19 protein-coding genes, 1 tRNA gene and 1 pseudogene are annotated in these 20,382 nt (G+C 54.5%); 15 read left to right on the top strand and 6 right to left on the bottom strand.

The window, feature by feature from the left end:
- The first annotated feature begins 4 nt into the window (after window positions 1–4).
- From WFK59_RS01145 to WFK59_RS01110, 8 genes and pseudogenes are all read left to right on the top strand, one after another.
- Window positions 5–2,140: an AAA family ATPase gene (locus WFK59_RS01145; protein ID WP_336754828.1), complete on the top strand. Its 2,136-nt coding sequence runs from the start codon at window positions 5–7 to the stop codon at window positions 2,138–2,140.
- A gap of 24 nt (window positions 2,141–2,164) precedes the next feature.
- Entirely contained in the window at window positions 2,165–3,133 is a 969-nt protein-coding gene (locus tag WFK59_RS01140; protein WP_336754827.1) for a helix-turn-helix transcriptional regulator, read from the top strand.
- Window positions 3,134–3,182: 49 nt separating this feature from the next.
- Window positions 3,183–4,754, top strand: a complete 1,572-nt coding sequence (locus WFK59_RS01135) for a hypothetical protein (protein WP_336754826.1) — start codon at window positions 3,183–3,185, stop codon at window positions 4,752–4,754.
- A gap of 17 nt (window positions 4,755–4,771) precedes the next feature.
- Window positions 4,772–5,344, top strand: a complete 573-nt coding sequence (locus tag WFK59_RS01130) for a hypothetical protein (RefSeq protein ID WP_336754824.1) — start codon at window positions 4,772–4,774, stop codon at window positions 5,342–5,344.
- A gap of 12 nt (window positions 5,345–5,356) precedes the next feature.
- Window positions 5,357–6,385: a hypothetical protein gene (locus WFK59_RS01125; RefSeq protein WP_336754823.1), complete on the top strand. Its 1,029-nt coding sequence runs from the start codon at window positions 5,357–5,359 to the stop codon at window positions 6,383–6,385.
- A gap of 44 nt (window positions 6,386–6,429) precedes the next feature.
- Window positions 6,430–6,747 (top strand): YkgJ family cysteine cluster protein, encoded by a 318-nt coding sequence (locus tag WFK59_RS01120; RefSeq protein ID WP_336754822.1) that lies wholly within the window; start codon window positions 6,430–6,432, stop codon window positions 6,745–6,747.
- 682 nt (window positions 6,748–7,429) lie between these two features.
- Window positions 7,430–7,620, top strand: a pseudogene (locus WFK59_RS01115) (transposase); the annotation flags it as partial.
- Window positions 7,601–8,728, top strand: a complete 1,128-nt coding sequence (locus WFK59_RS01110; protein ID WP_336754821.1) for a tyrosine-type recombinase/integrase — start codon at window positions 7,601–7,603, stop codon at window positions 8,726–8,728. The pseudogene WFK59_RS01115 and the gene WFK59_RS01110, both read left to right, overlap by 20 nt.
- 18 nt (window positions 8,729–8,746) lie before the next feature.
- Here WFK59_RS01110 and WFK59_RS01105 read toward each other — a convergent pair.
- Together WFK59_RS01105 and WFK59_RS01100 are read right to left on the bottom strand one after the other, a co-directional pair.
- Window positions 8,747–8,823: transfer RNA gene (locus tag WFK59_RS01105), tRNA-Arg, on the bottom strand.
- A 94-nt stretch (window positions 8,824–8,917) separates the two neighbouring features.
- Window positions 8,918–9,421: a DUF1198 family protein gene (locus tag WFK59_RS01100; protein ID WP_233985063.1), complete on the bottom strand. Its 504-nt coding sequence runs from the start codon at window positions 9,419–9,421 to the stop codon at window positions 8,918–8,920.
- 174 nt (window positions 9,422–9,595) lie between these two features.
- Between WFK59_RS01100 and folD the strand changes: the two genes are divergently transcribed.
- Both folD and ybcJ read left to right on the top strand, forming a co-directional pair.
- Entirely contained in the window at window positions 9,596–10,462 is an 867-nt protein-coding gene (folD, locus tag WFK59_RS01095; protein ID WP_031376076.1) for a bifunctional methylenetetrahydrofolate dehydrogenase/methenyltetrahydrofolate cyclohydrolase FolD, read from the top strand.
- Window positions 10,463–10,675, top strand: a complete 213-nt coding sequence (ybcJ, locus tag WFK59_RS01090) for a ribosome-associated protein YbcJ (protein WP_031376075.1) — start codon at window positions 10,463–10,465, stop codon at window positions 10,673–10,675.
- Window positions 10,676–10,702: 27 nt separating this feature from the next.
- Here the strand turns inward: ybcJ and WFK59_RS01085 are convergent, their stop codons facing one another.
- Entirely contained in the window at window positions 10,703–11,809 is a 1,107-nt protein-coding gene (locus WFK59_RS01085; protein ID WP_233985065.1) for an AAA family ATPase, read from the bottom strand.
- Window positions 11,810–11,839: 30 nt separating this feature from the next.
- The gene (cysS, locus tag WFK59_RS01080; protein WP_233985066.1) at window positions 11,840–13,225 is read right to left on the bottom strand and encodes a cysteine--tRNA ligase; all 1,386 of its coding nucleotides are present in this window, start codon (window positions 13,223–13,225) and stop codon (window positions 11,840–11,842) included.
- A 212-nt stretch (window positions 13,226–13,437) separates the two neighbouring features.
- Here cysS and ppiB point away from each other — a divergent pair, with 212 nt between their 5' ends.
- The 4 genes from ppiB (at window position 13,438) to purK (ending at window position 16,349) form a co-directional block, all read left to right on the top strand.
- Window positions 13,438–13,932 (top strand): peptidylprolyl isomerase B, encoded by a 495-nt coding sequence (gene ppiB / locus WFK59_RS01075; RefSeq protein WP_031376072.1) that lies wholly within the window; start codon window positions 13,438–13,440, stop codon window positions 13,930–13,932.
- The gene (lpxH, locus tag WFK59_RS01070; protein ID WP_233985067.1) at window positions 13,932–14,648 is read left to right on the top strand and encodes a UDP-2,3-diacylglucosamine diphosphatase; all 717 of its coding nucleotides are present in this window, start codon (window positions 13,932–13,934) and stop codon (window positions 14,646–14,648) included. Before ppiB ends, lpxH begins: the two co-directional genes overlap by 1 nt.
- A gap of 130 nt (window positions 14,649–14,778) precedes the next feature.
- The gene (gene purE / locus WFK59_RS01065; RefSeq protein WP_233985068.1) at window positions 14,779–15,288 is read left to right on the top strand and encodes a 5-(carboxyamino)imidazole ribonucleotide mutase; all 510 of its coding nucleotides are present in this window, start codon (window positions 14,779–14,781) and stop codon (window positions 15,286–15,288) included.
- Window positions 15,285–16,349 carry a 5-(carboxyamino)imidazole ribonucleotide synthase gene (gene purK, locus WFK59_RS01060; protein ID WP_233985069.1) on the top strand — a complete coding sequence of 355 codons (1,065 nt, stop codon included), beginning with the start codon at window positions 15,285–15,287 and terminating at the stop codon, window positions 16,347–16,349. The genes purE and purK overlap by 4 nt, the downstream gene beginning before the upstream one ends.
- A 333-nt stretch (window positions 16,350–16,682) precedes the next feature.
- Here the strand turns inward: purK and ybbP are convergent, their stop codons facing one another.
- Together ybbP and ybbA are read right to left on the bottom strand one after the other, a co-directional pair.
- Entirely contained in the window at window positions 16,683–19,100 is a 2,418-nt protein-coding gene (gene ybbP / locus WFK59_RS01055) for a putative ABC transporter permease subunit YbbP (protein WP_336754819.1), read from the bottom strand.
- Entirely contained in the window at window positions 19,097–19,783 is a 687-nt protein-coding gene (ybbA, locus tag WFK59_RS01050) for a putative ABC transporter ATP-binding protein YbbA (RefSeq protein WP_009091595.1), read from the bottom strand. Before ybbA ends, ybbP begins: the two co-directional genes overlap by 4 nt.
- On the opposite strand from ybbA, the gene tesA reads away from it, so the two are divergent.
- Window positions 19,751–20,377, top strand: a complete 627-nt coding sequence (gene tesA, locus WFK59_RS01045) for a multifunctional acyl-CoA thioesterase I/protease I/lysophospholipase L1 (protein WP_233985071.1) — start codon at window positions 19,751–19,753, stop codon at window positions 20,375–20,377. The two genes, ybbA and tesA, sit on opposite strands and share 33 nt — an antisense overlap.
- Window positions 20,378–20,382: the final 5 nt, after the last annotated feature.

Genomic DNA, 20,382 nt, shown 5'->3' with positions numbered 1-20,382 from the left:
CAAAATGTCACAGCGTAATATGAAAATAGCATTTTCACGAGGGATAAATATGAACACTGAAAAGTCTGCTGAACTAACTGAAGTCGCTGAAATGAATTATCGGGATACTAAAATGCAACAGTGGATTTTGCGGATACTTTTTCGCCTGGGCGCACATAAACAGTTTATTACTCAGCATGGATTTAGTAATCAGCAGCTGGCTGATTATCTTCATCTCACCCATGAACATCCTTTTAACTTTACCCAACAAGATCAAGATTCGTTACTGAATAAGTTACGAAAATATTATCAGGATGCTGAACAGCATAATTCGCTAACCCAGTATTCTATTTTTCATTCTGCAGTGAGCAGATTTTCCACGCGTATTGGCCTAAACAGTGCCGAAAAATCCATACTGGAATTCACATTACAGTTACATCAGGAACGGCTGCTCGATGACGTCACGGAATGGCTTGGGTCGCTCACCTCCGCAAACGTTTATCGCGTGTTGGCGGCAATTTTAGATATACCCGAGATCGATGTACGCGATGCGCTTGGCCCTACGAGCACCTTAACTAAAACCGGGCTGATTAGTCTTGAAATGAATGGCGCACATTTGCTACGCAGCAAACTTGAGCCTTTCTCGCCAACATTGTCAGAACGCCTTTACGCTGGTGAGACTAGCCCAGCGCGACTCCTGCAAGGCCTGATTAATGGCTGTGGACCAGCCGAACTGAAGTTAGAAAATTATGCTCACATCCCGGCAGTAAGTATTCTGCGCCAATGGTTGCATCATGCACTAAACACGCATCGTGTTGGGGTAAACATCCTAATTCATGGTCACCCGGGCAGTGGTAAAAGTCAGCTATGCCGCTTGATCGCCGAAGAGTTGCAGACTTCTCTCTATGAAGTTAGTAGTGAGAATGAAGCCCTGCGCCCACTCAGCGGAAGTCGTCGCTTACGTGCCTGGCGTGCAGCTCAGCGTTTATTCATTGAAGAAAAATCGCTCATTCTACTCGATGAGGCTGAAGATGTTTTTGTCGAAAGTCCCGGAATACATAACAGCAACCCGCTTCCATTAGCGAAAGCATGGATCAATCGCTTATTGGAAGAGAATGTCGTCCCCTCTCTCTGGGTAGCCAATGACATCAGCTGTATGGATCCGGCTCTGGTGCGCCGCTTTGACATGGTAATTGAACTCAATGCCCCACCACGTGAGCTGCGGGCAGATATCATACAACAAGCCTGCGGCGAGATACTGGCACCTGACGCCATCTCTCAGTTAGCTGAAGCGCCTTATCTTGCACCGGCGGTTGTTAACCGGGCGGCAAGCGTGCTTGCGGCCATTGGCGAAAATCTACCCAAAGAAAATCGCCCTGAGACTTTAATGTATTTAATCAATAACACCCTAAAGGCACAAGGACATATGCCGATAAAACGTCATGTTGCTGCCCAAACATCAGCGCTCTATGACTCTGCATTTATCAGTAGTGATGTTCCCCTTGGCGAGATTGGAAAAGCTCTGATGCGTGGCCAATCAGCTCGTTTTTGTCTTTATGGCCCACCGGGCACAGGTAAAACTGCATGGGTATATTGGCTGGCGAAGCAGCTAGATATGATGGTAATAGAACGCAAAGCCTCACAGCTTTTTGGTCGTTACGTGGGTGAAAGTGAACAGAACATAGCGGCACTATTTGATCAGGCGTACCGCGACAATGCGCTACTGCTGATTGATGAGATTGACAGTTTTCTCAGCGTACGCGACGAATTTCAGTACCCCTGGCAGGTAAGCAGCGCCAACGAGATGCTGAGTCAGATGGCACAGTTTGAAGGTATTTTGATCGCCACTACGAACAGATTTGATGTGCTGGATGCCGCCGCGCTGCGTCGTTTCGATTTTAAGGTGCGCTTCAACTATCTCTGTGATGAACAGGCTGTGGCATTGCTGAATCTCTACTGCCGTGAGCTACAGCTTAATGAGCCGCATTTCAGTGACATCGAGGAAGTATCAAAACTGGACTATCTGACACCTGGTGATTTTGCGCTGGTAGCACGTCAACATCAATTCAGGCCAGTGAGTTCAGTAGAAGCCTTTGTTGCGGCACTGAAAAACGAGTGCTGGATGAAAAAACGCAATAAATCAGCGATTGGCTTTCTGTAGTAATTAATTTGATAGGGGATCAAAATGGCTAAAAGACCCGAAACTATTGAAACTACCGTGCTGGCTCTTGAGCTGTTGCGTCGTATTCCGCGCGGCAGAAAAATCACAGCAAGAGAACTGCACGAGCAATTGTTGCATGCGGGAATCTCGCGCGATTTACGGACTATTCAGCGTAATCTGGAAATGCTTTGCGACCATTTTGATATCGAGTGCGACAACCGTAGCCGTCCCTATGGCTATCGCTGGCTGGAGAATTCTAATGGCGTTTCGCTACCGATGCTGACGCCGCAAGAATCGCTGCTATTGGCAATGGCAGAAGCACATCTGAAGCCTATTTTACCAACCCGATTAATCAAATCAATGAACGGGTTGTTCACCCAGGCGCAACGTAATTTGCATGACAACGGCCCTACCCGTCTCGAAGCAGAGTGGCCGGATAAAGTACGCATTGTGGCAACCAGCCAACCGTTACTGCCGCCACCGATTGCTGATGGCGTGTTTGAATCTGTTAGTGAAGCGTTATATCTCAATCGTTTATTGCGCATCACCTATCGCAATGCGAGCGGAAAAGAGAGTGAAAACACAGTGATGCCATTGGGCCTAGCGCAGCAAGGCCCTCGCCTCTACCTGGTCTGTCGTTTCGAAGGCTACAACAACGAACGCAGTCTGGCGCTCAATCGTATTCTATCCGCTAGCGTCAGCACCTTTACCTTCGAGCGTCCAGCCGAATTCAATCTGAAACAATATGATGACGATGGGCGCTTCGGATTTGGTGAAGGCCACCAGATATTTCTCACGTTTGAAATTGACCGTACCGCTGGATTCCACTTGATTGAATCACCGCTTTCACTGGATCAAACCCATCGGAAAATAGGCAATGAACGCCTGGAATTCTCCGCCACGGTGGTAGACAGCGCCATGCTGAAGTGGTTTTTAGCTGCCTTTGGGGAAGCAGTCAGTAACGTTCAACGGCAGCCGGTTGTGGAAGCGTAAATCGGCACGGAAATATAAAGGCAATCCATAGACCTGCACGGGAATAATTATGGAATCAAATGAGAATTTCGCGTTATCGCCTACTGACAATAATAAGCAACAACGCGACAAGGACCAAATCGACAGCGATCAGAACCGTACAGTTATCGCTGTGGCTGAAGGTGAAATCGTTAAGCGTTTTGGCAGTGCAAGCGCCGAATATATTAAAGGCTATCGTGGCGTTGATAACGAGACCGGGCAACGGTTTGCTAAAGGTTTGGCGGATATCGCGAAGCATAAAGTGAATCCTGATTACGCGACACAGAATATTAAGCAGCAGGCGGGTTACTCTGCGGAAATTGCAACCACCAGTCGTGATAACGCAGAAGCGATTATTAATGGCGAGACCGTGCGAACGATCCGTAGCGACGATTTGAAAGAATATGGTCGCAACCATAATGTCGTCGATCGCGTGAAAATTCAGAATGGCGTGATTGTTGAAGGTTCGCAAAGCCAGATGAAATTTGTCGGCGACCGTGACCAACTTTTAAAAGATATCGCCAAAGATGACGGTAAATTCTCACGCTACCGGGGCGTTAAGCTGGAGTTGCCGTCGGAACAGTATGAAGGAGCGGCGGAACACTGTCGTAAACAAGCCGCAGACCTGCGTGAACAAGCGAGTAAGGTTGAGGCTGCCGGAAAGCAGGATGTTGCAGATAAACTTCTCCGTGAAGCAGAGAACTACGATCAGCTGGCTGGTAATGTTCGTGACAGTGGTTTAACGACCAAACAAGCCATTTTCTACCGTGAGCATCCCAAGATCGCAACTGCAATGGATATTGCACGCACCAGCCACCGCGCGGGTATTGAAGGGGCAAAAACAGGGGCGGCTGTTGGCAGTGCGATTTCACTGGTCGTCAACATCTTTAATGTAGCGCAACAAAAGAAAACGCTAGGTGAAGCCGCTGAAGATACAGTTGTTGATACCGCTAAAGCAGCAGCGCTGGGTTATGGCACAGCATTCGCGGGTTCAGCAATAAAGGCGGGTTTACAACAGTCAGAAAGGCAGGCACTGCAAGCCATAGCTGGAACATCAGCCCCCGCGCTGGTGGTCAATATCTGCTTGTCGCTGGGAGTCTCCATCAAGCGTTACGTCAATAATGAAATTGATGAAGCTCAATTGCTGCATGAGATCGGTGAAAAAGGTGCCGGAATGTTTTCCAGTGGGATGATGGCGGCACTCGGGCAAATAGCTATACCCATTCCGGTGGTCGGGGCGGCGATTGGCGGCATGATTGGTTACACGCTTTCATCCATGTTTTATCAAAGCGCTCTTGAAGCAGCTCGTGGGGCGGCACTCTCGCGTAAACGTTTGGCACAAATCAGCGCTGTTGAGACTGAAGCCCGTGCTTGTATCGCACAGCAGCAGGCGTTGCTTGATGAATTTATGGCTAGGGAAATTCCACAGCTTCATAAAGATACACACCGTCTCTTTAAAGCCATTTCTGAAGACACCGATAATATTAATGACCTCGCATTTGCGGTTAATGATTTTGCCACTTTGCTCGGCATCCAACTTCAGTTCCAGACCATGTCTGAGTTCGAAGATTTTATGAACTCAGATAAACCTTTAATGTTGTGAAAGGGAACAGGATCACCATGCTAATTAAAATGCTGCCTGCTGATAAAAAGGCACTGCTCATTGAGCTTGCCAGACTTCTTGCATTGTCCGACAACCCATTGCTTTGGGATGGAAAAACGAAGGATGAACTGAGGTCGGACTCTGACCTGAATAATTTGACAATCCAGAAGGATGCTCTGGAAACTGAGTTACTGAAAGAGATGGAACAGCACTCGCCAGGCTTTTCTGCTTCGGGAGTCTTTGATGGATTCTTCAGCATTTCTGCTGAAAAAAAACTCATTGAGAAACTGAAGACCTATCCACTTTCCATCATTGATACGCCTGAAACTCGTATTCAGGCTGCAACCTCAGTATTAAAAACTCTGCTCGAGCATCAAACAATGGAGAATATCACGACGCCAAAAGTCATTATTTTCCAGCTTTTTTTGGTCGCGCTACGAGATGGCCACATTTCCAGCATTGAATGGATGTTGCTGAAAGAAATTCAGCTTACATTAAAAATTCCGGACTTTATTTTTAAAGATCTGCTGGATCATGCTGAGTCGTTAAACAATGAAATAAGTAAATTACTCGCCCTGATTCTTGAATAAAGGAGTTATGACATGCCTATTCCAATTATTATCGGTGCGGTAGCAGCTGCCGCAGGGATTTACGGTATTGCTAAAGGTGCTGGTGGTGCAAAAGACCACAACAATGCAAAAAACATCAATGAAAACGCACAGAGCATGGTTGATAACGCAAGCGCTCAAATTGAGTCCAGCCGTGAAGCCACCAATAAAATCATTGAAGACTATGGTCAGCGCAAGCTTCGTGCGTTCAACGGCATCATTAATGATTTTATCGTTAACTTCGGCCGCCTTAAAAACGTCGAACTGGCTAACAGCGCTGAGCTGGAAAAACTCAACGCGGGTGATTTTACCAGCTCAACCTTGTCGGGCCTGAAGCAGGATTATCAGATGCTGAAAGATGCCGGTCTGGGTATTGGCGCGGGAATGGGAAGCGGTGCAGCGCTGGCATTTGGTGCCTATAACGGCACGATGCTGCTGGCAACGGCAAGCACAGGAACGGCGATCTCCTCTCTGTCTGGCGTAGCAGCAACCAATGCCACGCTGGCATGGCTTGGCGGCGGTTCACTGGCAACAGGTGGTTTTGGCATGGCTGGTGGAATGATGGTGTTGGGCGGAATTGTTGCAGGCCCGGCTCTGGCTATTTTCGGCCATATTCTGGGCAATAAGGGTGAAGAAGCGCTAAACAACGCACACAGTAACCTGGAACAGGCAAAAACGATCCGCGACCAGGGCGCATTAATGGTGGGTAAACTCCAGACTATCGAAAAGGTCACGACGCTGGCAAATAATGCCTTCTCTCTGACGAGTGGTCGCCTTCGCGGTAGCGTTCACGTCATGAAGAACGCCCTAAAAAGCCACGGTGAAAACTTCCGTGACTTCCCGCAGGAGAGCAAAGAAGCCGTATTTATGTCAGTTAAGTACGCGCAATTATTGAAAGCCATGATTGATACCCCGATCCTTGATCAAGAGGGAAATCTAGTGCTTTCCACTGAACGACGGATTATTGATATTGCAGCCGTTGCCGAAGGTAAAAAAGACAATCTGGATGATGTTGCCGCGTAAGTTAAAACCAGGCTCGCGTATATTCGCGGGCCTAATAACGAGTGATGAAAATGTCCTGCTATAGCAACCTTTCACCATTCCCATGCGTTCAGTGCGGTCTTTGTTGCCAGCGCGTGAGTCTGGCAGAAGAAACGCGTTCTCTGGATCGTGGTGACGGCACATGCTTACATTATGACGCAGCCAGTAAAGGTTGCAGCATATACAACGATCGTCCGGATATTTGTCGGGTCGATCTGCAATTTGAACGTCATTACTCCCAACTCTACACCTGGGAAGGTTTTGTTGAGCTTAATCTGGCAGTGTGTCACCAGCTTATCGAGGAGGAGGAATGGAAACAATATCGTGATATCGATTATTGCTGATGTCAGGGTGAGGAATTGTTGTGGTTAACTGATTTTGGCACGCGGTTTTTTTAGGTAAAATCAGTGCGATACTGAATGCCGATTAAGCGAATGGTTTGTTTAGGGGAGATATTTACATAACAGTAAGCTTAGGCATGGCTCGAATTGGGCGGCATTGTTAGGCTAATGGACGATCCGTCCGGCTTCGAAAGACTTCAGAACGGCAATGATCTGGTGTTCGGTGAATCGGATCTTACGCATGGCGATCTTCTGAAGGGACATAATCAGTATGTCGGAAGATCTCTAACAGTATATGGGTCGTTTTGGCAGGATATTTATAGTTAGATTTATGTTTAGTGTCGAGAACTGAAGTGCAGCAATTTCATTAAATTTCATGCATAAAAAGGCGTTGATTAACATCTCTTGACTTGAACCTGGTGTCTACAGGATTCAAATTAATACCCTAACCAATTGACAAAAAGCATAAAATAATTTTCGAAAAAAATTACACTAACGATTATACCAACACGTTGTCTTGCGCGGTTTTACTGATTAAACCTGACCTACTAACTCGTCACCCATCGCGGTTGTATTCTAGCGGACCGTGACCTTGACGCTACCAATCCCCAGATTGACCTGCCCCCCGTTGATTAATACACCGCGATGTTAGTAATGTCTTCATAAGCCACATGAGGACATCCCCATGAAGAAGCGTTTTTCCGACGAACAGATCATAAGTATCCTCCGCGAGCTGAAGCCGGGGTTTCTGCCCGTGAGCTCTGCCGTAAGCACGCCATTTCCGACGCCACCTTTTACACCTGGCGTAAGAAGTATGGCGGTATGGAGGTGCCCGAGGTTAAACGCCTGAAGTCGCTTGAGGAAGAGAACGCCAGGCGGGAAGCGCATTAAAGAATCTCTTGGCACAGAGGACCGAAAGCAAGCACAGGAGCTGCACGATCGGAGAAAGGCTGAGTTATGGCGAATAGATCGCCTGGGTGATTTTCCCGACGTAACCTTTGAAGAGGCTTGCCTGCGCTGGCTGGAAGAAAAGGCGCACAAGAGATCGCTCGATGCAGATAAGGGCAGGATCGGATTCTGGCTCATGCACTTTGAAGGCGTATTGCTGAAGGATATCAGCGAGGCGAAGATTTATGCCGCAGTCAGCAGGCTGACTAACCGCAAAGCAAAAGAGAGAAGGGAGCAGCGCGCCGTATCAATGGCGAAGAAGGGGCTGGATATCGGGGAGTACAAACCGGCTGCCGTTTCCACCTCAACCAAAGCTAAGCACCTGGCATTAATGAAAGCGATAATGCGTGCAGCGGAACGGGAATGGAAATGGATCGAGAAGTCGCCGGTCATCAAAGTGCCGCAGGAAAGAAATAAGCGGGTACGGTGGCTCGAACCCGCTGAGGCAAAGCGACTGATTGATGAATGTCCCGAACCTCTGAAGTCTACCGTAGAGTTTGCGCTGGAGACAGGATTGCGCCGTTCAAGCATCGTTGACCTCAAGTGGCAGCAGATTGACCTGCAGCGAAAGGTGGCGTGGATTTATCCGGAAGAAAGCAAGTCAGGCAGAGCTATTGGCGTGGCGCAGAATGAAATGGCCGAATCAGTCCTGAGGCGACAGATTGGCCGGCACAACAATTGGGTATTTGTTCATACCGAATCAGTGAAGAGGAACGACGGGACCACAACAGCCAGCGTCAGGAAGATGCGGGTCAATTCAAACACTGCGTGGCGCGCAGCACTGAAACGAGCCGGTATTGAGGATTTCCGGTTTCACGACTTGCGGCATACATGGGCGAGCTGGTTAATTCAGGCTGGTGTTCCGTTATCTGCGCTGCAGGAAATGGGCGGCTGGGAAAGTATTGAAATGGTCCAGCGATATGCACACCTTGCACCTAATCACTTAACGGAGCATGCACGGCAAATTGATGCGATTTTTGGCAGTCGCGTCCCACATCTGTCCCATGTGGAAAATCTGGTCGTCGGAGGGAGGTGATTACTCGTTGATTTTATTTGGTACGCCCTACAGGATTCGAACCTGTGACCTACGGCTTAGAAGGCCGGTGCTCTATCCAACTGAGCTAAGGGCGCATGGAGATGGCACGGATTATACGTCGGGAAGCGGGTACGTCAACGTTTTTGCCGTTTCTCCGCAGCGAACTGCTGCGGTAATGACCAATTGCCGTCAGTGACGCCTGCGCCATTCGCTGAGCGACACGAGTTTACTGTTGTCGGTAAATTCTCCTTCCAGCTCAATCCCTTGTGATGTGAAACGCGCATTGTATTGCTCACGAAGTGCATGTAGCGCCGGGATGTCCGGCTCCAGCTGGCGCAGAAAGCCCAGCGCGAGCAGCAGCTGCTGGCGGCTAATAAGCGGTGGAAAACCGGCACGACTGAGAATCGCATGCCAGCGCTGGCTGTTCTCCTCGCTGCCGTCAACAATCAACACCTGCCAGATCAGCAGAACCGCTGCGCCATTATGCAGATGCGTTTCATTATCGTTGCTGAGATAGTCGGTAAACTCTTTCGCCGCCTCTTTCCCCATCATAGAGATCATTGATTCCACCTGTACCGGTGGCAGCTGCAGCCGTTTGCTGAGCCGCTGAGCGGCGTGACGTGAGCCAGCGGTGAGCAGCTGAAATCCAGCGACAAACACCACCGCCAGAGTAGCAAGCATTATCCAAATCATTACATCGTCCCCTGATTGTCCTGCAGATATCATACGCATGCAGGCCGGCACTCGTCGCGACGAAAAAGCCGGAAAGCGCGTACGCGTCTGAAACTGTAACTGACAGCGCGCCACGCTTCTGACAAAATAGCCCCCTTCCCCCGATTCAACACAACACAGTGGATTTCCTCTCTGATGGCAGCAAAAATTATTGACGGTAAAACGATTGCGCAGCAGGTGCGCCTTGAGGTTGCGGAAAAAGTGAAGCAGCGTCTGGCGGCCGGCAAACGTGCGCCGGGTCTGGCAGTGGTTCTGGTGGGTGAAAACCCGGCATCGCAGATTTATGTGGCCAGCAAACGCCGCGCCTGTGAAGAGGTCGGTTTCCTCTCCCGCTCCTACGATCTGCCCGCCACCACCCGCGAAGCGGAGCTGCTGGAGCTGATCGACCAGCTCAATCAGGACAACGACATTGATGGCATTCTGGTGCAGCTGCCGCTGCCCGCCGGCATCGACAACGTCAAAGTGCTGGAGCGCATCACGCCCGATAAAGATGTCGATGGCTTCCACCCGTATAACGTCGGTCGCCTGTGCCAGCGTGCGCCAAAACTGCGTCCCTGCACCCCGCGCGGTATCGTGACGTTGCTGGAACGCTACAACATCGACACCTACGGCCTGAACGCCGTGGTGGTTGGCGCGTCCAACATCGTTGGCCGGCCAATGAGTATGGAACTGCTGCTGGCGGGCTGTACCACCACCGTTACCCACCGTTTTACCAAAGATCTGCGTCATCACGTTGAACATGCCGATCTGCTGGTGGTTGCGGTCGGTAAACCGGGCTTTATTCCGGGCGACTGGATTAAGCCGGGCGCTATTGTGATTGATGTCGGCATTAACCGGCTGGAAAGCGGCAAAGTGGTTGGCGACGTCGATTTTGATTCCGCGTCACAGCGCGCGGCCTATATCACGCCGGTACCAGGCGGTGTCGGACCGATGACCGTTGCAACCCTGATTCAAAACACGCTGCAGGCGTGTGAAGAGTTTCATGATGGAGAGGTAGAATAAATGGCAACTTTTTCGCTGGGAAAATTCCCGCACGTCGATCTGTGTGATCTGCTGAAACTGGAAGGCTGGGTTCAGAGCGGCGCACAGGCTAAAGTCGTGATTGCCGAGGGTGAAGTGAAGGTCGATGGCGCGGTGGAAACGCGTAAACGCTGCAAAATCGTAGCCGGTCAGACCGTAGAATTTTCAGGTTTCCGCATTACTGTGGTCGCGTAAACCTCCGGCGTCCCTGCGGGGACGCTGTTACAACAACGTCTCCCCCTTCACCCGCGTCTCCCCTTCCCGCTGTTCCAGCGCAATATGATTCACCGCCGTGTGCTGCGCAATCAACGTCGCGAGCAGGGGCGAATGGCTGGTGATCCAGAGCTGACTGAACTCACTGGCTTCAGCGATTAAGCGTGCCAGCGCCGGCAGCAGATCTTCATGCAGGCTGTTCTCCGGCTCATTCAGCGCCATAAAGGCGGGTGGACGCGGGCTGAGCAGCGCCACCACCAGACAGAGAAACCGTAGCGTACCGTCAGAAAACTCAGCGCTTTCCAGCGGGCGCAGAATGCCACGTCGCGACATCAGCATCTGAAAACGACCGTTCTGGACCTCCACCTCAAACTGGCTGTCGGGAAAGGCCTGCGCCATCACCTCAAACAACAGCTCTGAATGGCCGCGCTCCACAATGGTCGCCCACGCCGCCGCCAGATTACTGCCGTCATGCGCCAGCACCGGGGCCCGGACGCCAATCTGCGGCGCACGTATCGGTGAGCCAGGCCAGACCGCGAACTCATGATAGAAACGCCACTGCTGCAGACGTTCACGCAGCTGCGAAAGCTCCGGATAGCGATGGGGTTCGCCAAGCTGACCGAACAGCGACTCTTCGGGATGCAGCACCGCCGGATAGGCGACGCGTTCGCCCTCAACGTTGTGCAGAAAGGCGGTCTGATTTTCGCGCTGCATAATGCAGGCGGAAGGACGGCGCTGCTGACCGCTCAGCCAGAGTCGCTCCTGCTTCACCAACGGATCGAGATTGAACAGGCTGGTGACCAGCGGTTCGGGAAAGCCAATCTCCAGCTGGTAATCCATATCCTCCATCACCACCGCCAGCTCCAGCCGCTTTGGATCGTGTCGGCGATCGCCCCGGCGTAAGCCACCGGCCCACATCGCTTTCTGAATGCCGCCTTCGTCAGCCAGCGCCAGCGCCAGACGCCCGCTGGCCGCCTCATGCAGCAGCCGCACCGCTTTATAGAGGTTGGATTTACCGCAGCCGTTAGGGCCGCTGACCACATTGAGCTGCTGCAGCGGCAGCGTCAGATCACGAATCGATCGAAAGCCGCGTATCTGAATCTGTTCAATCGCCATAAAAAAAGGCGATTGCTCGCCCTCTCCGGTTTATTTGCGGCGCCAGCTGGACCCCTGCGGTCCATCTTCAACGATCACGCCGAGCGCGTTGAGCTTGTCGCGGGCGATATCCGCCTGCGCCCAGTCTTTGGCGGCACGCGCATCGGCACGCGCTTTCACCCAATGTTCAATCTCTGCGACTTCTTCATCATTCACCTGCGCGCCACTTTGCAGGAACTGCTCCGGGTCCTGTTGCAGGATGCCCAGCACGTTGGCGATTTCACGCAGCTTCGCCGCCAGGCCATTCGCTGCGTCACGATCTTCACTTTTCAGGCGATTGACTTCACGCGCCATATCAAACAGCACCGAATAGGCTTCCGGCGTGTTGAAGTCATCATCCATGGCGGTGCGGAAACGTGTTTCAAACGCTTCGCCGCCCTGGGCAGGTACGCTGCTGTCGGTGTGGCGCAGCGCGGTGTAGAGACGCTCCAGCGCCGCACGCGCCTGATTCAGGTTATCTTCGCCGTAGTTCAGCTGGCTGCGATAGTGACCGGACATCAGGAAGTAACGCACGGTTTCAGCATCATAATGTTGCAGCACGTCACGCACCGTGAAGAAGTTGCCAAGCGATTTCGACATCTTCTCGCGGTCAACCATCACCATGCCGGAGTGCATCCAGTAGTTGACGTAAGGGCCGTCATGGGCGCAGCTCGACTGAGCGATCTCGTTTTCATGGTGCGGGAACATCAGATCGGAGCCGCCGCCGTGGATATCGAAATGGGTGCCGAGCTGTTTGCAGTTCATTGCCGAGCACTCGATGTGCCAGCCGGGACGACCATTGCCCCACGGCGATGACCAGGCTGGCTCATCCGCTTTGGACATTTTCCACAGCACGAAGTCCATCGGGTTGCGCTTCACGTCGGCGACTTCAACCCGCGCGCCCGCCTGCAGCTGCTCCAGATCCTGACGGGACAGCGCGCCGTAATCGGTATCGCTAAGCACATCAAACATCACGTCGCCATTGTCCGCCACATAAGCGTGACCGCGAGCGATCAGTGTTTCCACCAGCTCAATGATCTCCGCGATGTGGCGCGTGGCGCGCGGCTCCTGATCGGGCGGCAGAATGCCCAGCGCAGCGAAATCGTTGTGCATCTCACCAATCATCCGGTTGGTCAGGGTTTCGATGCTCTCGCCGTTTTCATTGGCACGCTTGATAATTTTATCGTCGATGTCGGTGATGTTACGCACGTAGTCCAGCTGGTAGCCGAGGTAACGCAGATAGCGTGCCACCACGTCAAACGCCACGAACGTCCGCCCATGACCAATGTGACAGAGGTCATACACCGTGATGCCGCAAACATACATCCCGATCTTACCGGCATGAATGGGTCTGAATTCCTCTTTCTGTCGACTCAGGGTGTTATAAATCTTAAGCATTGAACGGTTCCGTATTGGCGTGTGGTTGACACTTTTAAGTATCCAGACATTGTGCCGTATTTTTATCGCTCGCGCGACGCAAAGCAAGCCAACTGCGCCGCGCTGCTGACGCGTCAGCAGAAATTATGATATAAGAACGGTCGACAAAAAGAGGCACGCCAACCGATAAAGCGGCCTCAGCAACTGACGACAACCTTTACAGGACGACAATAATGGTAACTTTCCAGACGAACCATGGCGATATCGTAATCAAAACCTTCGATGATAAAGCGCCGGCAACCGTAAAGAACTTCCTGGATTACTGCCGTGAAGGTTTCTACGACAACACCATTTTCCACCGGGTGATCAATGGTTTTATGATTCAGGGCGGCGGCTTCGAGCCGGGCATGAAGCAGAAAGCCACCAAAGATGAAATCCAGAACGAAGCCAACAATGGCCTGAAAAACACCAAAGGTACGCTGGCCATGGCACGTACCTCAGCGCCGCACTCTGCGACCGCACAGTTTTTCATCAACGTGGCTGACAATGACTTCCTGAACTTCCGTGACGAAAGCGTCCAGGGCTGGGGTTATTGTGTATTCGCCGAAGTGGTTGAAGGCATGGATGTGGTCGAGAAAATCAAGGGCGTTTCTACTGGCCGCAGCGGCATGCACCAGGATGTGCCGAAAGATGACGTAATCATCCAGAAAGTGACCGTCAGCGAGTAATGTCGCGTACCCTGTTTATCGCAGACCTCCATCTGTGTCAGGAAGAACCGGCGATCACCGCCGGTTTTCTGCATTTTTTACAGCGCGAAGCGCCACACTGCGACGCGCTCTATATTCTTGGCGATCTGTTTGAAGCCTGGATTGGTGACGACGATCCGAATCCGCTGCATCAGCAGGTCGCCAGCGCCCTGCGCGCCCTCTCCGTTCCGATCTACTTTATTCATGGCAATCGCGATTTCCTGATCGGTCAGCGCTTCGCCCGCGCCAGCGGGATGACGCTGCTGCCTGAAGAACAGGTTCTGACGCTCTACGGCCACCGCCTGCTGATCATGCACGGCGATACGCTCTGCACCGACGACGCCGGCTATCTGCGTTTTCGCGCTAAAGTCCATAACCGGTGGATTCAGCGGCTGTTTCTTGCGCTGCCACTGTCGCTGCGTAAACGCATCGCCGCCCGGATGCGTGCCGACAGCAAACAGGCCAATCAGCATAAATCCATCTCCATCATGGATGTGAACCACGAGGCGGTCACCGCCACTATGCTGCGCCAGCAGGTACGTCTGCTGATCCACGGCCATACCCACCGTCCGGCCATTCATCAGCTGACGCTACAGGATGAAACCGCGCAGCGCGCGGTACTGGGTGCCTGGCACAGCCGGGGATCGATGATTCAGCTCGACGCCAGCGGCATTCAGCTGATCGATTTCGACTTTTAATCGTCGGGAAAATCCGCCCCTTTCGCCCGACGCAACCGTTTTCCTTGCTCGCTTCTCATGCTATTCTCTGTGCCCTTCAAAACCTGTCCGCCCGGCCAGGTCTGTTTGTTCATTCACAGGAGTTGACCGCATGTCATCCAACGCCGCCCCGGCCCGCATCGCGATTGTTATGGGTTCTAAAAGTGACTGGTCCACCATGCAGTTCACTGCGGAAATCCTTACCAGCCTGGACGTGCCCTTCCATGTTGAAGTGGTCTCCGCACACCGTACGCCCGATAAACTGTTCAGCTTTGCCGAAACCGCTGCTGACCAGGGTTTTCAGGTCATTATTGCTGGCGCGGGTGGCGCGGCACATCTGCCGGGTATGCTGGCGGCTAAAACCCTGCTGCCGGTACTGGGCGTGCCGGTACAGAGCGCCGCGCTGAGCGGCGTCGATAGCCTCTATTCGATTGTGCAGATGCCGCGCGGGATTCCGGTCGGTACGCTGGCGATCGGCAAAGCCGGTGCCGCCAATGCCGCACTGCTGGCGGCGCAGATTCTGGCGATTCACGACGGCGCGCTGGCATCACGGCTGGCGAACTGGCGTCAGAGCCAGACCGATGAGGTGCTGAATCATCCCGATCCGCGGGAGGACGCATGAAGCCGGTTTGCGTACTCGGTAACGGTCAGTTAGGCCGTATGCTGCGTCAGGCGGGTGAACCGCTGGGGATTGCGGTCTATCCGGTGGGTCTGGATGCCGATCCGGCTGCCCTGCCGATGGCCGACAGCGTCATCACCGCCGAAATCGAGCGCTGGCCGGAAACCGCGCTGACGCGTGAACTGGCGAGCCACCCGGCGTTTGTGAACCGCGAGATTTTTCCGCGTCTGGCCGATCGCTTTACTCAGAAACAGCTGCTGGATCAGCTCCATCTTGCGACTGCGCCTTGGCAGTTGCTGGCCGACCAAAGCGAATGGCCGTCAGTGTTTGACTCGCTCGGCGAACTGGCGATTGTGAAACGTCGCACCGGCGGCTATGACGGTCGCGGCCAGTGGCGTCTGCGCGCCGGTGAAACCGATGCGTTGCCGGAAGAGTGCTATGGCGAATGCATCGTCGAACAGGGAATTAATTTCTCCGGCGAAGTGTCGCTGGTCGGTGCGCGCGGTCACGATGGTGGCACGGTGTTCTATCCGCTGACCCACAACCTGCATCAGGATGGCATTCTGCGCACCAGCGTGGCGTGGCCGGTGGCGGATCAGGCCCGGCAGCAGCAGGCGGAAGCGATGCTGAGCGCCATCATGCAGGAACTGAACTACGTCGGCGTAATGGCGATGGAGTGTTTTGTCACGCCGGACGGTCTGCTGATTAATGAACTGGCGCCGCGCGTTCACAACAGCGGTCACTGGACGCAGAATGGCGCCTCGATCAGCCAGTTTGAACTGCATCTGCGGGCAATTCTGGGGCTGCCGTTGCCACAGCCGGTGGTGTTTGCGCCGTCGGTGATGGTCAATCTGATTGGCACCGCCGTGAACATTGACTGGTTGCAGCAGCCGCTGGTGCATCTGCACTGGTATGACAAAGAGGTGCGTCCGGGCCGTAAGGTCGGGCATCTTAACCTGACCGACGGTGATACCGCGCGGCTCAGGGCGGCCCTTAACGCGCTGGTGCCACAGCTACCGGAAGAGTACGCCAGCGGTATCGCCTGGGCGGTTGAGAAACTGTAATCTCCGCACCGCCTGCTGATGGCTTTATCAGGCGGCTGAGCGCGATGGCGCAGTTCGCGTTAAGTCAGAGGCAGACGCCGGTCACGGGAAACGATCGCAAAGACGCAAAAACGGCATCCCTGCCAGCCCGGCACGCACCACTGCGCACCTCATCCCTGAGGTGCGCCCGTTGCCGGGCCAATACGTTGCGGCGTTTTTATCCAGGCGGCGTGACGCATTGCTCTGCGTTTCCCGTGACCCGCTTGCTGGTTCTGGCTGCGATCGGGAAGACGACCGGATGCTGACGACATGCGATCTGGAGGAGGGTTAAACTCAGCCCTTCCTTATGCCGCATCATGCCGCATCAAACTTCCTGAACAGCGCTTTGCCTTTCAGTAACCGCACGCCAAGCCAGCCCCCGCACAGCGACAACAACAACGCGCCGCACAGCGGTAACGCCAGCCACAGCGTCCAGTCAGGCTGCCACGGAAAATCAAAAATCTTGCGCTGCAATCCCCACAGCGCCGCTTCCGCGCCAATCGCCGCGGCGACCCCGGAAACCACGCCAAGCAGGGCAAACTCGCACCATAAGGTGGTGCGCAGCAGCCGTTTACTGGCGCCCAGCGTCCGGTACACCACCAGTTCCTGACGCCGCTGACGCATCCCGACCTGAATCTGCGCCAGCAACAGCAGCACGCCGCAGGCGGTCACCAGGATCACCATAATCTCCAGCGCCTGACTGACCTGCGCCAGCACCTGGCCGATCTGCCGCATGATACTGCCGATATCCAGCAGACTCAGCGCCGGGAAGCTACGGTTCAGCTCCGCCAGTAATGCCGGATTGGCCTCCATACGGAAGCTGGTGAGCCAGGTCTGCGGCTGGCTATCCAGCGCGCCCGGCGGGAAGATAAAGAAGAAATTCGGCTTCAGGCTCTCCCAGTCCACTTTACGCAGGCTGGTGATTCTGGCGCTGAATTTTTGCGTATCGCCATCAAAGGTCAGGGTATCACCCAGCTTCAACCCTAAGCGATTCGCCAGCTCCGCCTCCATCGAGACCTCGCCCGCTTTCGGCGGCCAGCGACCGGCAACCAGCGGATTATGATCCGGCCGCTCCGCCAGCGCGGTGAGGTTAAGTTCACGGTTGAGAGCGTTATCCCGCGTCGGATCGGCCGGTTTGCCATTGAGTTCGCTGAGCCGCACCCGCGCTATCGGGTAGAAGGTTTCGGGTTTGATCTGATGAGACTGCAGGAAATCGCGCACCTGCGGCACCTGATCCGCCGTCATATTCAGCAGGAAGAAGTTCGGACTGTCGGCCGGTAGCTGCTGCTGCCAGCGATCCAGCAGATCGCCACGCATCACCAGCAGCAGCGCCAGCAGCATAAACGACAGCGAAAAGGCGGAGAGCTGACTCAGCGTGATGCCCGGCTGACGCAGCAGGCGGTTGATCGCCAGCCGTAATGCCAGGTTGCGCACCACCAGCCGACGCAGCAGCAGCAGCGTGCCCCAGCCCAGCAGCGACAGCAGTCCGGCCAGCACCACCACGCCTGCCAGCAGCGCCCACAGCATTTTACTGCCGCCTACCAGCAGCGCCAGCAGCCCCACCACCACCGCAGCCATCAGCGGAATATAGATTTTCAGCGGCCACAGGTTAGCGACCGCATCACGCCGCAGCACCCGCAACGGCTGCGTCGCCAGCAGCAGGCGATAAGGCCGCAGCCCCACCAGCAGCGAGATAACGAACAGCGAGCCAACCGCCCAGACCCACGGCCAGACGCTGGCCGCCGGTAAGCTGGCCGGCAGCACCGGTTTCAGCATCGCCATCAGTACCGCTTCAACCGCCTGGCCCAGCACGCTGCCTGCTATTGCCGCCAGCAGCAGCACCGCCAGCCACTGACCGATAATCAACTTCTGCAACGCCCCCTGAGTGGCCCCCAGCGTCTTCAGCACCGCCACCAGATCGTAGCGACTGCGGCAATAGTGGCTCATGGCCACTGCCACCGCGGCAATCGCCAGCATCAGGGTCAGCAGCGCAGATAACAGCAGGAACTGTTGTGCCCGCTGCATCGAACGTCCCAGCGCATCCTCTGAGTTTTCCACGCTGATCCAGCGCTGGTCAGCTTTGATCTGCGGCTCTATCCAGCGGTCATAGCGCGCCAGTTGCTCCGGTTTGCCGGAAAATTTGTAGCGCCAGCTGATACGGCTGCCGGGCTGAATCGCTCCGGTTTTTGCCGCGTCCGCCAGGTTGATCAGCAGCCGCGGTGCCATCTCAAACGGGTTAAAACCGCCGTCCGGCTCCTGAATCACTTCACCGGCAATCCGTAGCTGAGTATCGCCCACCTCAAGCAGATCGCCGACCTTGAGATTGAGCAACGCCATCAGCCGCGGTGCCGCCAGCGCGGTGCCCGCCTGCGGCTTCAGATCCGCGGGTTGGGTCTGCAACGTGCCAAACATCGGATAGCGATCATCCACCGCCTTCACGGCTGCCAGCTGCGGCGTCTGATCGGCAAAGGTCATGGTCATAAAGGTTAGCTGCCGACTGACCGTCAGCCCGGTTTCCCGCGCTTTCTCCAGCCACGCCTCCGGCGCCGCATCACTGCTGCGCAGCGTCCGGTCGCCCGCCATAAAATCACGGCTCTGCTGGCTGAGGCCTTTCTCCATCCGATCGCTGATCGACCCCAGCGCCAGCACGCAGGCCACCGCCAGCGTCAACGCCAGCCAGACAATTAACAGCGAGGGCGAGCGCCACTCGCGCCAGAACCAGCGCCAGATCATTGCTCCTCCCACAATTTACCGTCACGCAGCCGCAGGCGACGATCGCAGCGCGCCGCCAGTTGCTCATCGTGGGTGACCAGAATCAGGGTGGTGGCAAAATCGCGGTTCAGCGAAAACAGCAGGTCGGCGATGCGATCGCCGGTTTTGCGGTCAAGATTGCCGGTCGGCTCATCGGCAAACAGCAGGCCTGGACGGCCACTGAAGGCACGCGCCAGCGCCACACGCTGCTGCTCGCCGCCGGAAAGCTGCGCCGGCAGATGGTGCAGACGCTCACCCAGCCCGAGCAGCGTCAACAGTTCCCGCGCCTGCTCGCGGCTCTGACGATCGCTGTCACCCCGCAGCAGCGACGGCAGTTGCACATTTTCCAGCGCATTCAGGGTCGGCACCAGCATAAAAGACTGAAAGACAAACCCGACCTGGCGAGCGCGTAACGCCGCACGCTGCTCTTCATTCATCTGGTGCAGCGGCTGGCCCAGCAGATGAACCTCACCGCTGCTACCATCGTCCAGCCCGGCCAGAATCCCCAGCAGGGTTGACTTACCGGAGCCCGACTCGCCGATCAGCGCGATGGTCTCGGCTGGTTTGACAACTAACTCAACTCCGGTAAGGATGGTTAACTGATGCTCTCCCTGACCGACGGATTTAGTAAGATGATGAACTTCAACAATGTTTTCCGCTGGCATTATCCCTTCCTGTTATTGATTCTTTTGCTGGTGTCGCGTTTTGCCGCCGCTGACACCCTGATGGTACTGGGCGACAGCCTGAGCGCCGGATATCGGATGTCTGCGACTGCGGCCTGGCCGAGCCTGCTGGATAAGCAGTGGCAACAGCAGCCCAGAGTGATCAACGCCAGCATCAGCGGCGATACCGCCGCACAAGGACTGGCGCGTTTGCCGGCGCTATTAAAGCAGCATCAGCCGCAATGGGTGTTAATCGAATTGGGCGGTAACGACGGTCTGCGTGGTTTCCCGCCCGCTGATATCGCGCAAAATCTGCGTAAAGTGATCGACGATGTTAAAGCCGCCAACGCGAAGCCGCTGCTGATGCAGATTCGGCTGCCGGCCAATTACGGACGCCGCTATACCGAGGCGTTCAGCGGTATCTATCCTGATTTAGCGCAGCAGTACAATATTCCGCTGGTGCCCTTTTTCATGGAGCAGGTCTATCTGAAGCCGGAGTGGATGCAGCAGGACGGTATTCATCCCAATCCGGATGCGCAATCTTTTATTGCGCAGCTGATGGCAAAAGAGCTGGCTCCCTTAGTTAAGCAGCCGTAGCGCGA

The sequence above is a fragment of the Pantoea sp. USHLN298 genome (assembly GCF_037149395.1).
Taxonomy (GTDB): domain Bacteria; phylum Pseudomonadota; class Gammaproteobacteria; order Enterobacterales; family Enterobacteriaceae; genus Pantoea; species Pantoea astica.
The sequence above is the reverse complement of the archived record's forward strand: the minus strand, read 5'-3'. Positions and strand labels throughout refer to the sequence as shown.

What these genes read in the sequence shown, in the direction of transcription:
- WFK59_RS01145 (WP_336754828.1), top strand. Translation starts at nt 5, where the DNA reads ATGTCACAGCGTAATATGAAAATAGCATTTTCACGAGGGATAAATATG.
- WFK59_RS01140 (WP_336754827.1), top strand. Translation starts at nt 2,165, where the DNA reads ATGGCTAAAAGACCCGAAACTATTGAAACTACCGTGCTGGCTCTTGAG.
- WFK59_RS01135 (WP_336754826.1), top strand. Translation starts at nt 3,183, where the DNA reads ATGGAATCAAATGAGAATTTCGCGTTATCGCCTACTGACAATAATAAG.
- WFK59_RS01130 (WP_336754824.1), top strand. Translation starts at nt 4,772, where the DNA reads ATGCTAATTAAAATGCTGCCTGCTGATAAAAAGGCACTGCTCATTGAG.
- WFK59_RS01125 (WP_336754823.1), top strand. Translation starts at nt 5,357, where the DNA reads ATGCCTATTCCAATTATTATCGGTGCGGTAGCAGCTGCCGCAGGGATT.
- WFK59_RS01120 (WP_336754822.1), top strand. Translation starts at nt 6,430, where the DNA reads ATGAAAATGTCCTGCTATAGCAACCTTTCACCATTCCCATGCGTTCAG.
- WFK59_RS01100 (WP_233985063.1), bottom strand. Translation starts at nt 9,421, where the DNA reads ATGATTTGGATAATGCTTGCTACTCTGGCGGTGGTGTTTGTCGCTGGA.
- folD (WP_031376076.1), top strand. Translation starts at nt 9,596, where the DNA reads ATGGCAGCAAAAATTATTGACGGTAAAACGATTGCGCAGCAGGTGCGC.
- ybcJ (WP_031376075.1), top strand. Translation starts at nt 10,463, where the DNA reads ATGGCAACTTTTTCGCTGGGAAAATTCCCGCACGTCGATCTGTGTGAT.
- WFK59_RS01085 (WP_233985065.1), bottom strand. Translation starts at nt 11,809, where the DNA reads ATGGCGATTGAACAGATTCAGATACGCGGCTTTCGATCGATTCGTGAT.
- cysS (WP_233985066.1), bottom strand. Translation starts at nt 13,225, where the DNA reads ATGCTTAAGATTTATAACACCCTGAGTCGACAGAAAGAGGAATTCAGA.
- ppiB (WP_031376072.1), top strand. Translation starts at nt 13,438, where the DNA reads ATGGTAACTTTCCAGACGAACCATGGCGATATCGTAATCAAAACCTTC.
- lpxH (WP_233985067.1), top strand. Translation starts at nt 13,932, where the DNA reads ATGTCGCGTACCCTGTTTATCGCAGACCTCCATCTGTGTCAGGAAGAA.
- purE (WP_233985068.1), top strand. Translation starts at nt 14,779, where the DNA reads ATGTCATCCAACGCCGCCCCGGCCCGCATCGCGATTGTTATGGGTTCT.
- purK (WP_233985069.1), top strand. Translation starts at nt 15,285, where the DNA reads ATGAAGCCGGTTTGCGTACTCGGTAACGGTCAGTTAGGCCGTATGCTG.
- ybbP (WP_336754819.1), bottom strand. Translation starts at nt 19,100, where the DNA reads ATGATCTGGCGCTGGTTCTGGCGCGAGTGGCGCTCGCCCTCGCTGTTA.
- tesA (WP_233985071.1), top strand. Translation starts at nt 19,751, where the DNA reads ATGATGAACTTCAACAATGTTTTCCGCTGGCATTATCCCTTCCTGTTA.
- ybbA (WP_009091595.1), bottom strand. Translation starts at nt 19,783, where the DNA reads ATGCCAGCGGAAAACATTGTTGAAGTTCATCATCTTACTAAATCCGTC.